The organism is Pseudomonas weihenstephanensis (genome assembly GCF_001043055.1).
GTDB classification, from domain to species: domain Bacteria; phylum Pseudomonadota; class Gammaproteobacteria; order Pseudomonadales; family Pseudomonadaceae; genus Aquipseudomonas; species Aquipseudomonas weihenstephanensis.
Genome location: NZ_JYLF01000015.1, coordinates 1 through 12,773, shown reverse-complemented (window position 1 = coordinate 12,773; position 12,773 = coordinate 1). Strand labels below are relative to the sequence as shown.

Sequence of the window (12,773 nt, the reverse complement as noted above, 5' to 3'; positions counted from 1 at the left end):
TCTTGAGGGCGTCGGCCAACTCGCCCTCGCCTGTGTCGGCGCGCGCGGCTGCCCGCAAGGCTTCCAGCGATGACGCTGACGCCGTGACCTTGCCGTCGAGATCATCGATGTGGGTGGTGTTCTGGTTGACCTGAAAGGCCAGGCCATTGGCGGTTTCGAGGATCTCGCCGATGTCCCTCCAATAGACCGGGTTGGGCGGCGGTGTATCGAGCGGCACGTCTTGAAGCGCTTGATAGATGTGCCGTCCTTCGCGGGTGTTTTCGCCGACCTTGTAGGTCTGCTTTGGATCGTAAATGAAGGTGTCGACCAGGCCTTCGACCTTGTCACCCAATTCCTTGACCTGCCCTGCCAGCTCCTTGACCGAACCCGGGCCATCACCGGTGATGAGTTCAATGTCCTTTCTCAACTCGGGGTAAAGCGCGCCCGTGCCGATTTGCCCCGCGAAGTACTTCTCGTATTCCGTTTGGTCCGAACTTGGCTGGCCATTAACCCCGTACTTCTCCGGGAACCACGGCCCGACATTGCCCGTGCGATCCACCAGCCGCGCCCAGAAAAACACGCTGGTACCGGGCACGATGTTTTGCAGCTCATGCCGCGCTTGCGGGTAAGCGTAATCGCCGAGCTTGGTCGCAGACTCCCGATCATTGGCCGTGTTCTGCCAAATCTCGGTGCGCTGGGTGTCTTCTGCACCCGGTGGAAAACCCCAGTTGAGGCGGATGCCGTAGACCAAGCTTTCAGTGGTCAGGTGCGTGACGGCCGGTGGTAGTCCAACTTTACCGTTGAGCACCACCTCCGGGCTTACCCCCCAAATCGAGGCCACGTCCATGGCGTTTACTGAGCTGACGCGCGCAAGGTAGCGCCCGCTGTAGATGCCTTCGACCTCAGCGCCCAGACTGCCAGTGCGCGGCAGACGTACCCAGTTGCCGCTGTCTTTGCGCCATTCGACGTTGTAAGCAATGGCACCCGGCACGGACTCCCAGGTGATGCGCATGCTGGTGACGGCGATCCCTTGCGACACCACGCTGCGAGACTCCAGCGTAATGCCCTTGGGTGGCGCCATCACGCCGGGGGGAATGATGCTAGTCGGCTGCGGATCAATCCGGGCGCCTGTGTCAATGGCCGGGTATTTCAGCGGCTCATGCTGGGTCGCGGCGATCTTGAACTGGTGCAACCCTTGCGGCTCGATGGTCTGCACCCGAAAACGCATCACAGCCAGGTCAGCGCTTTCCACGGACCAACTGCACTCAGGTTCTGGCTGCTCGGAATAATCCGCCATGACGGTGACCAAGCGACCTGAAACCGATTTAACGATCCGCCCCTCGGATTTACCGCTGGGCAAGTTGATAATCAGTCGATCCTCTTGGTGCACTTCGGCATCGATGTCCAAGGTGATAACCCGCTTGGTCGCGGCGCTGATGCGCCCACCGTTTGGGCGCCCGGAGAACATCTCATCCGCCACGCAAATGATCTGGCCAGGCTCGATGTTGCGGCCTTCCATACCGGTGGTGAACGTGACAGACCACTCTTCGTACTGTTCAGATTTCAGTGCCCAAATGCCGTGGCGAATGGCTTCGCCCTCGACCGTGCAGCCAAAGCGCGAGATGTCGAGCATGCGGTGGCCAAGTGCACCGATTAAGTCGTCGTTGGTCACCGGTGCAGGTTGCGTTTTGAACTCGTTTTCCGGGTTGTCCCAAGCCACCTTGGCGCGTGTGTGACGGTCCGGCAGTGCAGCTGCAACGTATTCAAATTCACCAATGATGTTGGAGCGGGTGAACACGTAGCCGTCTTCGTTGCCCGGTATGTCCGCCACCATCGTGACTTGCGAGCCATTCCAGCAACTGCTGCCCCGGAACACACTGGCCAGGTCAGACAGCAGTGCGTAGCCCTCGATGGAGTCCTGAATGTAGACGTTGGTGGTCATGCGCGGCTGTAAGCCGCCTTTGCCATCGGGCACCATCACATCGCAGTAACGGCCAATTTCGTACAACGTCCAGTGATCGACCATGTCGGCGGTGATGCGCCGCCCCAGCCCGTAGCGGCGATGCAAAAGCAGGTCACGCCAGACCCACACCGGGTTGTTGGTGTAGGCCAGCTTGAACGTGCCGTTCCAGTCGCCGGTGTAGGTGCGGGTTGTCGGGTCATAGTTGGTGGGCACCTGTACGATGCGGCCGCGCATCAGGGCGCTGAACTTCGGCGTGTCCTGGAACTGCTTGGCATCAAATTGCAAACCGCCCAATGCCAAGTTCGGGTAGCGCAGCTTTTTGTCGATGACTTCGGTGAAGCCTTTAATTCGCATCAGGTCCGCCCAATTCGAATCATTACGATTGGGGGTAAGCCTGCGCACGCGCACCAGCGCGCTGTTGAACCCTTCCGGCAGGTCGATGCGATGCGTGCGCTCGTATTCAGTGGTGCCTTTATCGTTTAGCGTGGCTGAGAGCACGGTCTGATAGCTGCCGCCGTCGACAGAGAGGTCAATGGCGTAATCAATGCGATAGCCGACCTGATCGCCGTTGGTTTTTACCTCCCAAATCTGCGGCCATGAGAGGCGAATACGCACGGCCGACAGCTGCTGGTCGGTAATGGCGCGCGTCCAGGCGTTGTCTGACTTCAATTCGACCGGGAGACCTTGAGAGGCTTCGTTCTCGATGGACGGGAAGCCTGCAATGTGTTCCTGATCCACGGTGCCTGCGCGAAAGTCCCACACGGTGCCGGGGAAGTTTTCACTGCCATCCGGCGAAACCAAAGGCGTGCCGTTGAGCTTGATTGACCTTTTGCCATCCACCGGCCCGACAATTGGCCCTTCGCTCAGAGCGTACAACATCTTTACCGTGGCGACCGAGAGCGCACTATCGGGCGCCTTGTACGGGGTGTAGGGCTTGGATTCTCCACCCTTCGCGCCCGTAACGTGGGCAGCAGGAATCCGGCGCCGACGCTTTGCAGCGGGCGCTGTTGCAGACTTGGCCATAGTTTTTCCTTACTGCTGATCTTCCGAGAAGACGCCAGCCGAGATGAGGGCGCCGCCAATGTCGCGCTCGCCGTAAAGCAGTGGTTTGCATCGGCCTTGAGCCATGGTGGTGACAGCGCCGCCGAACGCATAAGAAGGCCGGTTGCCGTCGCCCTCCTTGTCCAAAATACCCGCCGGGGATGGCGACATACTCATGGCGATACCGCCGATCATCAGGCCCACACCGGCCGCGGCCAGGTAGTACTGCTGGGTGACGGCGCCAATGACCACCAGCGCGAGGCCTGCAATCGTGGCGAACAGGCCGCCACCCTTGCTGCCGATCACTATGGGCGCAATGCGGATGGGTTCGACCGTGTCCTGACGCATTCCAATTTCGCTTTCGCTGAGGTTTTTCATGCCGCGAAAAATGGCGTAATTCAAGCCGCGCTCTTCGGAAAACCGCAAGAACCGCTTAAAGCCCGGGATTTTCACGCACAGGGCGTGGATCGCCTCGGCGCCAGAGGCAACGGCCAGGTGATGCACGCGCCCGAACCGGGCACCCAGCACGCCATACAACATCACCAGCACCACCAGCGGTTGCGGGCGGATCATGGTTTTCATGGCCATCAGGCAACCTCCGGCATGCGTTGGTGGCGAAGAATCAGCACGGTGTAGTCGGCCCACATGCCGCCGTATACATCGCGGGTGGATTTTTTGTTGTAGCGGTGATGCAGGAAGGTGCCGGGGGCCGGGTGAACATCCGGCTCGCTGGTCAGCAGGCCGTCATCGAGGTAAATGCCTGCGTGGTTGGGGGCGTCAGCGTTGATCTGCATAACGATCATATCGCCCTTGCGCGGTACGGACACAGGGTAAAACCCGGCGTCTTCGTAGTACTTTTCGTAGAGGCTTTCGCCGTCATTCCACCAACCGTCCCGGCGCGGATAGTTCGGCAGTTCAATGCCGTGCTCGCGCTCGTAATAGTCCCGGCACAGGGCGTAGCAGTCGAGCAGGCCGTGGCCAAATTCGCGCCCAATCAGCGGTGCCTGATAGCCGCAGGGCTTGAACTCGAAGTACTCGCCCGACGGCCAACTGATAATGCCCCAGGGTTTTTCGTGCAGCTCGCAACTGACCCGATCGGTCATGCTCGGCAACGGCGGTACGTCCGGGTGGCTGTGAATGATCATCGTCACTTCACCGCGATCTTCGGCATCGCATTTGTCGGCCGGGTTGATGATGAAGTGTTCGCTTGGGGTTTTGGCGTCGTTACGGCACGGCACGTACTTCAGACGGCCCGCCTCACGGATTACCACACCGCAACTTTCTTTGGGAAACTCAGCGGCCGCGTGGTCTTGAATCTGTTTGAGCATCGTTTTGTTCATGGGTTACCTATCCAATCAGCGAAGCGCCTGGCACCCCGCCGAATGGCAGCGGATTGCCGCGCCCGTGCCGTATCTCGCAATCACTCGGGCGACCGCCGCACCGATCAAGCGCAGGGTCATCCACCGGGTTGCCGTCGAGGTCGAACATCTTGATGCCGGTGTAATTGCAGTCCGGCCCGCGATACTCGCCCCAGAGGCACCACTCGCAGCGGTTCATGATCAGGCCACCGGGGAGTTTCTGCCCTTTCACGGCAGTGGGCGGTGCCAGCGAGAACACCACCTCCTCGCGCAGCAAACTGGTCACCTGATTGATGTAGGAGATATCAAGCTTTTCCATGCTGCTGGCCCCCGGGTTGCCCTCGGGAAAGTTCGCCGCATCAAGGTACTTAGCGTAGGTCTGCCGCACCGTGAGCTTGACCCCGCTCATGCCCTGAAACTGGCGACACGGCGCGGTGATCGTGCCGTCGATGTTACTGATCTTGAGCATCGGGGTTGACGAGTTGCCTTCCACGCTGCGCCCAAAGCCGCCCGTTTCGTAGGGTCTGGGCAGGTAGGCTTCACCCTTCCAGATAATCGGCGTCGACTGCTGGTGCGCGTGAAACCGCAGAATGCCCATGCCGCGCGCTTCGCCATCCAGTTCGATTAGCTGGATCAGTGCGCCCGGTTCCAGCTTTTGGCTGTCCAGGGTGATCATGGGTTGAATACCTGCCTGAAAGTCGTGCTGAGGGTGAACTTGTTGTTCCCCAGGGTCTGGAGCTGCCAGCCACCCTCGGTGATGAACGCGCCCCGCTGTTCGAGGGGCGGCGTCCACAGGAAGTGGTTGGCACCCTTATGCCGCTTGAAAAAGTCCCTGATGGGTTTGATGTAGGTCGCGTTTCCCGTGAACGAAACCGGGTATGAACCGGCGACGTTATTGATGCCAACCGATAGGCGCTGGCTGTAGCCGTTGCCAAACTTCGACTCCAGCGTGTCGGTCTGGTCATCACCCGACGACCCGACCCGTGGCGACCAGGTGAATACCTCTGCCATCAGCTATTTCTCCGGTTGTTGGGGTCAAGCAGGCCGTTTTGGCCTTTCTCACGCATGATCCCGCTGCGGATCATGTTCGGCCCATCTGCCGCAAGCACTGCCCTTGCAATGATCATTGCGCGTTCTTCATAGCCTGCCGAAGCCTCAGTACTCGCCGTGCCATCGGCATTTATGGTGATGCTGATCTTCGGCTGCATCTGTAGATCGCTGGCTGCGGCAGGCGCTGAGCTGAGGTTTGAGGACAGGCTTGAGTTTCCGACAAAGCCGCCGCTGGAATAGCCAGGCTTGCCACTTTTGTTCAGCCCGATCAGGTAATCCTTCATGCCGGGCTGGTCGACAACCTCTTTGCGAATCACTACCTCGCCGCCGTGAACTACGCCTTTAGGCTCGTACTTGCCACCTGCGCCGGTGTAGCCACCTTCTGAGAAACCTGTGATTGCCGTGGCGGCAATCATGCCGACCGACGCGTAACCCAAGCCGCGAATCAGCCCGGCCGCTGGAATGCCCATAATTGGCCCAAGCTCCAAAGCTTTGGCCGCCGCCACTTCGGTACTGACCATCGCCTGAGCAATTGCCGCCGCCTTACTGGCCAGAAACAGCACCTTGTAGGCTGTTGAACCTTCACCAGCCATCTGCTTCATCATGTCCGCAGCGTTGCTGGTCAGATCGGCAAAAACGGCAATGGAGCCAAGTTTGTAGGCGTTCTGAATCGACTCCAGCTTCTTGTTGTTTTCCGCGTTAATCTCGACCTTGCGATCCAGGTACTGCTGTTCGCTGATCAACTTCTGGTCGTGCAGGTCTTTTTGCCGCTGCAACTCCTTTTCGTGCCACTTGGCCAACTCCTTGTCAGCCTCAGCCACCTTGATCAGTTCGCCGCCCGGCCCGCCGATAGACGAATCCAAGCCAGTGAAAGTAGGCGAAGTGTTCTTGCCCACAGAGGCCTTGGAGATTGCATCGGCACCAGCGCGGTACTGATCCGAGGTCAAACCACCCTGCGCATTCAGCTTGGCCAACTCAGCAAAACGCTTGCGCGTGGTGGCGAGCAAGCTGTCTTCCTGACGCTGCACATCACTCATCAGGTCTTTGTAAGACTTCTGAGTGTTGAGGTTGTCGACAGCAATTGCAGCACGCTGCAAATCAACCTTTTTTGCTGCATCCAGCTTGCTCAGCGTGCCTTTGGTGGTCTCAAACTCGATCTTGGCAAGCTCGGTTTTGGTGGCATGAACATCGGCCTGTTCGTTGAGCGTGCGCAGGGTTCGGCTGTAGTTGTCTTCCAGTTGCTTGGCTTGGCGGGCGGAGTCATCTGCCGCTTGTTTTGCCTTGCGAGCAGCGTCCTCTTGGGACTTTTTGGCCAGCTCGCTGGCATCTGCTGCTTTGGCTGCCGCTTGAGCCTGAGACAGTAACGCCAACCCTTCCGGGGTTTGTGCCAGCCCTTGCTTGGTACCCAAACGGTTGATTTCGCCCAGCTCGGTGGGGTCTTTGAGCTTTTCGGCTTTTTCCTTGAGCGCATCGATGCGCTTCGTCCACGCATCAATGACTGAAGCATCAGGCGGCTTGATGGCATTCAACCCAGAGCCAAGAGCTTCGGCAGCACCTTGGGCGCTGTTCATGACCGAGGTCATCGATGAAATCTGTGTGCCGAAGATGTAAACCTTGTCGATGTTAGTTTGGTACTTACTCGCCAGATCCTGTAGCTGGCTGGTCAGGTCGGCGGTAGGCTTAATGTTCTGGACGAGATTCTGTGTGGCCGAATCGATATCGACCCCGCCCTGTATCCCGCGCCGAAAATTCACGGATGCGGCAGTTCGCTGAAACTGACCGGCCTGAAATCTTTGCGGGCCGCGACCTGTTCTTTGTTCGGCGATGGCCTGCATGTCCCTGAGAATATCCGCAGCGCGCGTCTTTGCTTCGGCCTGCTCCTGGATCAGTTTGTCTAGAATCGGACGGCGCTGCGCGTTGCCAAGGGCTTCCCACTCCTTGCGCAGCTCTTCAATCGGACGCTTCAGATCAACAGCGGCATCGCCCGCTTTGTCGGCACTGTCGCTAAAGAGCAAAAAACTGGCCGCGATTGTCGCCGCAGTTATTGCCAGCCCTGCCGGACCTCCCAATACACCCAGCAATGCACCACCAGAAGTGAGTGCCATCGCTTTATTGAGGTTGCTCTGAGCAATTGTTTGAGCATTAATTGCAGCGGTCGCCGCTATTTGCTTGGGAACTAACTCGGTCTGCACAAGGCTCAAGCGTTTCATCCCCGTAGCTGCTGCCACGGTAGCTTGAGCTGCTGCCAGTTGAGCCTTGGCATAGATGACTTGCGAATCAGCAACGACATAGGTTGCCCGAGCTACACCGATAGATTCAGATCTGACTTTTATCAGTGATGCAGCATGAGCCAGCGCACCACGCGCAGCTAACAACGATTTACCTGTAAGTGCACCAATTGCGGCGGCTGCCCCCGTTAAAGCCAACAACCCAATATTGTCAGCCATAAACACGATGGCTTTTGAAAACAGCACTGTGCTCCCTGTCGCACCGTCTGCACCACCCACCCATGCCTGAAAAGCATTATCCATAACTTGCATCGAACCGCTTATAGTAGGCGGCATTTTGCTGTACTCCTCGCGGAGTTTAGCAAGTTGCCCTACGATAGCTGGAACAAGCTTGTCAGTCGTTAAAAGGCCTTTATCGGCCATATCTTTAAGTGCGCCGGTGGTGACACCCAAACCATCAGCAAGGGCCATCATCGCCCGACCACCACTCTGACTCACACTGTTAAAGTCTTGTCCGCGCAAAACGCCTTTAGCCAGTGCCTGGCTGAGCTGTGTAGTTACAGAAGTGACTTCTTCAGCGCTTGAGCCAGAAAGCTGAAAGCTGGTAGCCAAAGCTTCTGTAAATTTTATGGATTCTTGCGTGGAAAACCCATACTCCTTCAATGAGCGAGAAGAACGAGTGTAAAGGTTAGCGTTATCCGCAAAAGACGTGGTGGTCCGCTGACTAATATCAAACAGGGCTTGTTGTGTTTCTTTGAACTCGGCTGTGCTCGACGTTGCCAGCTTCAAGCGTGCATTGATAGAGTTCCACGCATCTGCTTGACGAATAAGGTTGCCAACTGCAAGCGCCCCCACCATTACAGTTGCATATCCGCTTACCGATTGAGTTAGCGATGAAACAGCAGAGTTTTGTGCGTTAATCGCTGCCTGTTGTGAGCGCCACCCATCAGCAGCTTGACGGTTTCCACTGATGATTGTCCGAAAATAGCTTTGGCCCATACGCCCTGCACGGGCCATTTCACGCTGATACGCGCCGGTTTCCGCAGAGACGCTGACAATCAGCTTGCGAAGGGTTTGGCCTGCCATGCTTTTCTCCGGGAATTAAAAAACCCGCCGTAGCGGGTTTAAAATCAATCAGTAATACAATCACTTGAATACGTTATTTACAATATAGGGCTTGCATGTGGCTATTGTATGTTCAATAACAGTACCCACTGGATACTCTTCGAATCGGCTATTAAATATCTCAAGCTTTCCGGTATTCAAATGCAGAAACAAGTTACCCTTATTCGATCCATATCCAGTTCTTTCTGGTAGCGTCAACTCGGGATCAATCTTATAAGATTTCGCAAACCTCAGCGTATCTCCCTGCACCATCAATACAGCTTCTTGGCCAATATTAAAAACACCAGAAAAATTAACCTGATCACCAGCTACATCTCCATTTTTAACCACTGTATAACCATCGCATTGGACTATTTTCTCAGGTGTAGAGGCAAACACTTTGGGGAAAAAACCAATCAAGACTACACATAATAATGTTGTGTTAATAAATCTCATGAGTCCGTTCGTCCAGATGCAAAATCCAACTTTACCACCGCGAGCGGACAACCTCGAACCCTAAGGGTTTTCAACCAGCGCTCATACCTTTCAGGTAGGCGATAAATGAGGCCTCCCCTTCTGCCGCTTCCTGCTCTTCATCCACCGGCTGCACTTTTTCAGGCGCCCATTTCGGCATCAGGTCCGAAGTTGTTACTTTGGCGCCCTGCGCCTGGAGCGTCGATGCGGCAACGATAGATGCCTGAATATCCCCGCGAATATCTCCAATCGGCGACTGTCTGTCATAAGCCATCCACAGCAATAATTCTTCGGCACTCATGCGTTCACGCAGGTCGTGCAAGGTCATGCCCAGGCGGAGGGCCAGCGCAAGCATGAAAGCCAGCGCTGGTTCCTCCGTCAGTCGTTTCCCGCTGCGTCCACCGGGTCGGGGTCATCAGCCGTTACGCCAACGCCACTCAGCTCAAAAGCCTTGGCTGAAAGGCGGTCATGCACTGGGCTAAACGCCTCGACCACCTCATCAATGTCATTGTCAGTGAACACGCGTTGCTGGGCTTCATCGAACAAGGTGCGGACCAACACAAAGGCATACAGCTCATTGGGGTTGATCTCTACCTGTGGCTCTGGCGAGGCGTCTTCGCCCTCGGCCACTTCTGCGGCGCGAGCGCTCAATCCTGCATCGACACGGGCGGCAGACACCAGCTCAGCAGCTCGGCGCCGGTATTCAACCCAATCGCCCGCGCTGAGGGCGCGGACTGTTACCTCTGCGCCACCCCACTCTTCAACTGCGATGGTCTGATGCTTGAAGTTGCGTAACGGATCGAGTGCAAAGGCACGGATGCCGCCCGCTGCGGCTTTAACGCGGGCCATTACGGCGTCACCGGCATGTCAAAAGATACGGAGCCCGTGATTCGCACGTTGAACGTGCCGTTTACGGTGCCGTTGGGTGCAGCATCCCACGTGAACTGGGTGACCAAACCCAAGAAGTCCGAGGCGGTGCCATCTTTGAACACCGTTTGAAAAGCTCGGGGCTCGCCATCGTCACGAGCGGTACGCAGCACAGTTTGCGCCTCGTCGTCGGCCTTCCAGTTGCCGGCCATGCTGAATGTGCCGTTATCGGCCAGGCCGGTGGTGAATTCCTTGGCTTCGCTGGCCAAGGTGGTGGTTTCAATCTCGTCAGACTGGCCGCCTTGGAACTGCGGCTGTTTGATGGTGACGGAAAGGTCTGCCCACTCCAGGTCGGGGTCTTTTGGATTGATGGTGGTGAGCTTCGAAACTTTAAGCTTCGTGCCCTGCGTTTTAACAAACTTTGCTTTGGTGGGGGTTTGAGCGGCCATGTGGCCTCCTATCAAGGTTGCAGGGTGTATTCCCAGCTCACGCTGTAGAGTTTGGTGTCGCTTTCAAAGGCGTCCGGCAGCCGGTCCGCGCTGCCTGTGGTGAAGTCGTCACCGTCATGGGTCATGGCGGTAAAGGCTTGCCGGGCCAGAGTCAGGGCTTTGAGATAGCTGACCCCCCAGGCGTCCACCTGAATGCTCAGGCCGCTGGAACCGTCCCATCCGTTCAGGGTAAAACCGGCGCCTTCACTGACCACTTGCAGGATCAAGCGCGGCAACGCAGCCCCCTCGGGGGCAACGCCGAAGTAAACGCGCCCCTCGACCAGAGGCGAGAGCCTGTCGATAAGTGATTTCTCCATCATGGGTTACCCGGTAATGGCGCTGTCGATGCCTTCGGCCAGCTTGTCGGTGACGGCTTTTTCGATTTGCGGCAGGCTGCTGTCCCATGAAGGGCGCATGAAAGGAGCGGCTGGCATTTTTGAAGTGCCAAACTCAATGAAGCGCCAGTAATAAGGGGATTGGTAATCCGTTTTACGGGTGCGTTTCTTTTTCCCTCGACCTTTTATGGCGCGTACTGTTTTCCCCGCCGGGCGCTTCACGCGCAAGCCAGCTGTTGCGCCTCCAGGGGTGTCAGCTTGCTTTAATCGGGTGACAGTGATGTTTTTCTTAAGCTTACCGGTGCGTACCGGGGCCGCTGCTCTGGCCTTATCGCGAGCGATGCGCGCACCGGCCATAACTGCATCACGCACAACTTTGTTGCCCGTAGCTCGGGTTAAGCGCTCAAAGTCGGCTTGCAACTCGCCTAATCCGAGGATATTGACTGAGCCATTACTCATTGAGGGTCACCGTTTTGCACATAAGCTTGAGCATGTCCCGCTGATTGCTCGGCAGCGGCGCGATGATTTCGTAAAGCGTTGCGTGGTGTCTCAGGCGCTGCCCTGCCCTCACATCTTTTCGGTACCGAATATTGATTTCAGCACTGACCTGAGCCTGCATTTGCGAAGCAGCCATGTACATCCGGCCCGAAGGAATATTGATTTCTGCCCAAAGCTTGCCGAGGTCGATCCATTCTTTAGAAGGCTGACCCAGCTCATCTTTTATTTCGGCATAGCTGAGAAGCGTGCAACGGTGTCGCAAGTCTCCCGCTCTCATCAAACACCTAGCCCGACGCGATACGGCATCAATAAAGAACGAGACCCCTGAGGTAACTCGCTCACCGTCGTACCAGTCACCGCGTCTTCACGTGAGTTGTAAAGCATGCCCGCAATCAGCAAACATGCAGCCCGCACAGAAGGATTGATCAACATCGGGGCTCCCCCCGCTGAGCCGTCTAACACAGCGGCTGCCATAGAATCAGTGTCGGCATAAAAGAATCGATTTAGAAATTGCATAGCGTTGTCCTCGGCGGCTTCAAGGACAAGGGTCACATAGCTCTTATCCTCACATTCAGCACGCAGGTGCTGCATGGCCACGTCGATATCGATGACGGTCATGTCAGCCTCTTGGATCAGTCAGCGTGGCGAGGCCTTTGGCGATCAGTAGCGCGGCGTCGTGTTTGGACGATTGGTAACCCTCGCCGCCTGCACGCTTGATGTCTTTGCCATCCAGGTAGCTGCGCAGTGGATAGAGGGTGAGCATGCCGCTTTGATCGAGCGGTTCCTGCTTGGCTTGCGGCGCCGAAGTTGGTTCAGGCTCAGCAGGTGAGTGGGGCAGCACAGGGGATTGCGGTAATTCGTTCCCGGTTGAGGGTTTAGGCTTGCCCAGATCTGGCGCCGTTGCCGACTCGGGAGCGACGGGTGATTCTTTTGCGGTATCAGGGGTTTCTGTGGCGGGTGCGGGGGATGTACGGGCCATGATCATTGCTCCGTGAAAGGCAAGCGGCCGTCGAGCCGCTTGCTGAGGTCGGGTTAAGGCGCTTTGGTCAGTGGGCCGGTGACGAAGGCTTCAGGGCGATATACCGCGAAGGCCAGTCGCTCTTCAGCGCGGATGGTGACCATGTTGTTTTCGAAGTCCTTGTCGTTTTCGGTGGAGATCAGTACTTCGATGCCCATGCGGTCGAAGATTTGCGCTGCAAGATTGAAGGCGCCGCACAGGAACTGGTCCTGCAGGATGGCCTGAGTCTCGACAACTGGCAGGTTCCACAAGCGCGGCGAGGTGCCTTCTTGCGGTTTGCCAATGATGTAGCGGTTCTCGCTGTCCTTGAGCAGTTCGATGGCTGCCCAGTCGATCGGGTTAAGGACGATGCCGGTAGACGGAAACTCGG

The 12,773-nt window shown here is 57.0% G+C and carries 16 protein-coding genes; all 16 read right to left on the bottom strand.

All coding sequences use genetic code 11. The annotated features are described in order from the left end of the window. Window positions 1-2,965, bottom strand: a 2,965-nt coding sequence (locus tag TU86_RS21910; RefSeq protein ID WP_048366425.1) for a TipJ family phage tail tip protein, incomplete at its 3' end; no start/stop codon positions are given. 9 nt (window positions 2,966-2,974) lie between these two features. After that, window positions 2,975-3,571 carry a tail assembly protein gene (locus TU86_RS21905; protein WP_239658852.1) on the bottom strand — a complete coding sequence of 199 codons (597 nt, stop codon included), beginning with the start codon at window positions 3,569-3,571 and terminating at the stop codon, window positions 2,975-2,977. Further along, on the bottom strand, window positions 3,571-4,323 hold the full coding sequence (locus tag TU86_RS21900) for a C40 family peptidase (RefSeq protein ID WP_048366422.1): 753 nt from the start codon (window positions 4,321-4,323) through the stop codon (window positions 3,571-3,573). The genes TU86_RS21905 and TU86_RS21900 overlap by 1 nt, the downstream gene beginning before the upstream one ends. Before the next feature lie 7 nt (window positions 4,324-4,330). Then, window positions 4,331-5,017, bottom strand: coding sequence for a phage minor tail protein L (locus TU86_RS21895; protein WP_048366421.1), 687 nt, complete (start codon window positions 5,015-5,017; stop codon window positions 4,331-4,333). Continuing rightward, complete coding sequence (locus tag TU86_RS21890) at window positions 5,014-5,352, bottom strand: phage tail protein (protein WP_048366420.1); 339 nt, start codon at window positions 5,350-5,352, stop codon at window positions 5,014-5,016. Before TU86_RS21890 ends, TU86_RS21895 begins: the two co-directional genes overlap by 4 nt. Continuing rightward, window positions 5,352-8,705 (bottom strand): tape measure protein, encoded by a 3,354-nt coding sequence (locus tag TU86_RS22245; RefSeq protein WP_053076083.1) that lies wholly within the window; start codon window positions 8,703-8,705, stop codon window positions 5,352-5,354. The genes TU86_RS21890 and TU86_RS22245 overlap by 1 nt, the downstream gene beginning before the upstream one ends. 60 nt (window positions 8,706-8,765) lie before the next feature. Continuing rightward, window positions 8,766-9,179 (bottom strand): hypothetical protein, encoded by a 414-nt coding sequence (locus TU86_RS21880; protein ID WP_048366419.1) that lies wholly within the window; start codon window positions 9,177-9,179, stop codon window positions 8,766-8,768. 70 nt (window positions 9,180-9,249) lie between these two features. After that, window positions 9,250-9,552, bottom strand: a complete 303-nt coding sequence (locus TU86_RS21875; protein WP_048366418.1) for a phage tail assembly protein T — start codon at window positions 9,550-9,552, stop codon at window positions 9,250-9,252. Window positions 9,553-9,575: 23 nt separating this feature from the next. Continuing rightward, the gene (locus TU86_RS21870; protein WP_048366417.1) at window positions 9,576-10,046 is read right to left on the bottom strand and encodes a phage tail assembly chaperone; all 471 of its coding nucleotides are present in this window, start codon (window positions 10,044-10,046) and stop codon (window positions 9,576-9,578) included. Beyond that, complete coding sequence (locus TU86_RS21865; protein WP_048366416.1) at window positions 10,046-10,513, bottom strand: phage tail tube protein; 468 nt, start codon at window positions 10,511-10,513, stop codon at window positions 10,046-10,048. The genes TU86_RS21870 and TU86_RS21865 overlap by 1 nt, the downstream gene beginning before the upstream one ends. Window positions 10,514-10,524: 11 nt before the next feature. Beyond that, window positions 10,525-10,869: a gp17 family tail completion protein gene (locus tag TU86_RS21860; protein WP_157395936.1), complete on the bottom strand. Its 345-nt coding sequence runs from the start codon at window positions 10,867-10,869 to the stop codon at window positions 10,525-10,527. Between the two features lie 6 nt (window positions 10,870-10,875). Further along, window positions 10,876-11,346 (bottom strand): HK97-gp10 family putative phage morphogenesis protein, encoded by a 471-nt coding sequence (locus TU86_RS21855; RefSeq protein ID WP_048366414.1) that lies wholly within the window; start codon window positions 11,344-11,346, stop codon window positions 10,876-10,878. After that, on the bottom strand, window positions 11,339-11,662 hold the full coding sequence (locus tag TU86_RS21850; protein WP_048366413.1) for a phage head closure protein: 324 nt from the start codon (window positions 11,660-11,662) through the stop codon (window positions 11,339-11,341). Before TU86_RS21850 ends, TU86_RS21855 begins: the two co-directional genes overlap by 8 nt. Continuing rightward, window positions 11,662-12,003 carry a head-tail connector protein gene (locus TU86_RS21845; protein WP_048366412.1) on the bottom strand — a complete coding sequence of 114 codons (342 nt, stop codon included), beginning with the start codon at window positions 12,001-12,003 and terminating at the stop codon, window positions 11,662-11,664. Before TU86_RS21845 ends, TU86_RS21850 begins: the two co-directional genes overlap by 1 nt. Before the next feature lies 1 nt (window position 12,004). Then, window positions 12,005-12,364 (bottom strand): hypothetical protein, encoded by a 360-nt coding sequence (locus TU86_RS21840; protein WP_048366411.1) that lies wholly within the window; start codon window positions 12,362-12,364, stop codon window positions 12,005-12,007. 53 nt (window positions 12,365-12,417) lie between these two features. Next, the coding region (locus TU86_RS21835; RefSeq protein ID WP_048366410.1) for a phage major capsid protein at window positions 12,418-12,773 on the bottom strand (356 nt) is incomplete at its 5' end.

Coding starts and splice junctions, on each gene's coding strand:
- TU86_RS21905 (WP_239658852.1), bottom strand. CDS start 3,571: ATGGCCATGAAAACCATGATCCGCCCGCAACCGCTGGTGGTGCTGGTG.
- TU86_RS21900 (WP_048366422.1), bottom strand. CDS start 4,323: ATGAACAAAACGATGCTCAAACAGATTCAAGACCACGCGGCCGCTGAG.
- TU86_RS21895 (WP_048366421.1), bottom strand. CDS start 5,017: ATGATCACCCTGGACAGCCAAAAGCTGGAACCGGGCGCACTGATCCAG.
- TU86_RS21890 (WP_048366420.1), bottom strand. CDS start 5,352: ATGGCAGAGGTATTCACCTGGTCGCCACGGGTCGGGTCGTCGGGTGAT.
- TU86_RS22245 (WP_053076083.1), bottom strand. CDS start 8,705: ATGGCAGGCCAAACCCTTCGCAAGCTGATTGTCAGCGTCTCTGCGGAA.
- TU86_RS21880 (WP_048366419.1), bottom strand. CDS start 9,179: ATGAGATTTATTAACACAACATTATTATGTGTAGTCTTGATTGGTTTT.
- TU86_RS21875 (WP_048366418.1), bottom strand. CDS start 9,552: ATGCTTGCGCTGGCCCTCCGCCTGGGCATGACCTTGCACGACCTGCGT.
- TU86_RS21870 (WP_048366417.1), bottom strand. CDS start 10,046: ATGGCCCGCGTTAAAGCCGCAGCGGGCGGCATCCGTGCCTTTGCACTC.
- TU86_RS21865 (WP_048366416.1), bottom strand. CDS start 10,513: ATGGCCGCTCAAACCCCCACCAAAGCAAAGTTTGTTAAAACGCAGGGC.
- TU86_RS21860 (WP_157395936.1), bottom strand. CDS start 10,869: ATGGAGAAATCACTTATCGACAGGCTCTCGCCTCTGGTCGAGGGGCGC.
- TU86_RS21855 (WP_048366414.1), bottom strand. CDS start 11,346: ATGAGTAATGGCTCAGTCAATATCCTCGGATTAGGCGAGTTGCAAGCC.
- TU86_RS21850 (WP_048366413.1), bottom strand. CDS start 11,662: ATGAGAGCGGGAGACTTGCGACACCGTTGCACGCTTCTCAGCTATGCC.
- TU86_RS21845 (WP_048366412.1), bottom strand. CDS start 12,003: ATGACCGTCATCGATATCGACGTGGCCATGCAGCACCTGCGTGCTGAA.
- TU86_RS21840 (WP_048366411.1), bottom strand. CDS start 12,364: ATGGCCCGTACATCCCCCGCACCCGCCACAGAAACCCCTGATACCGCA.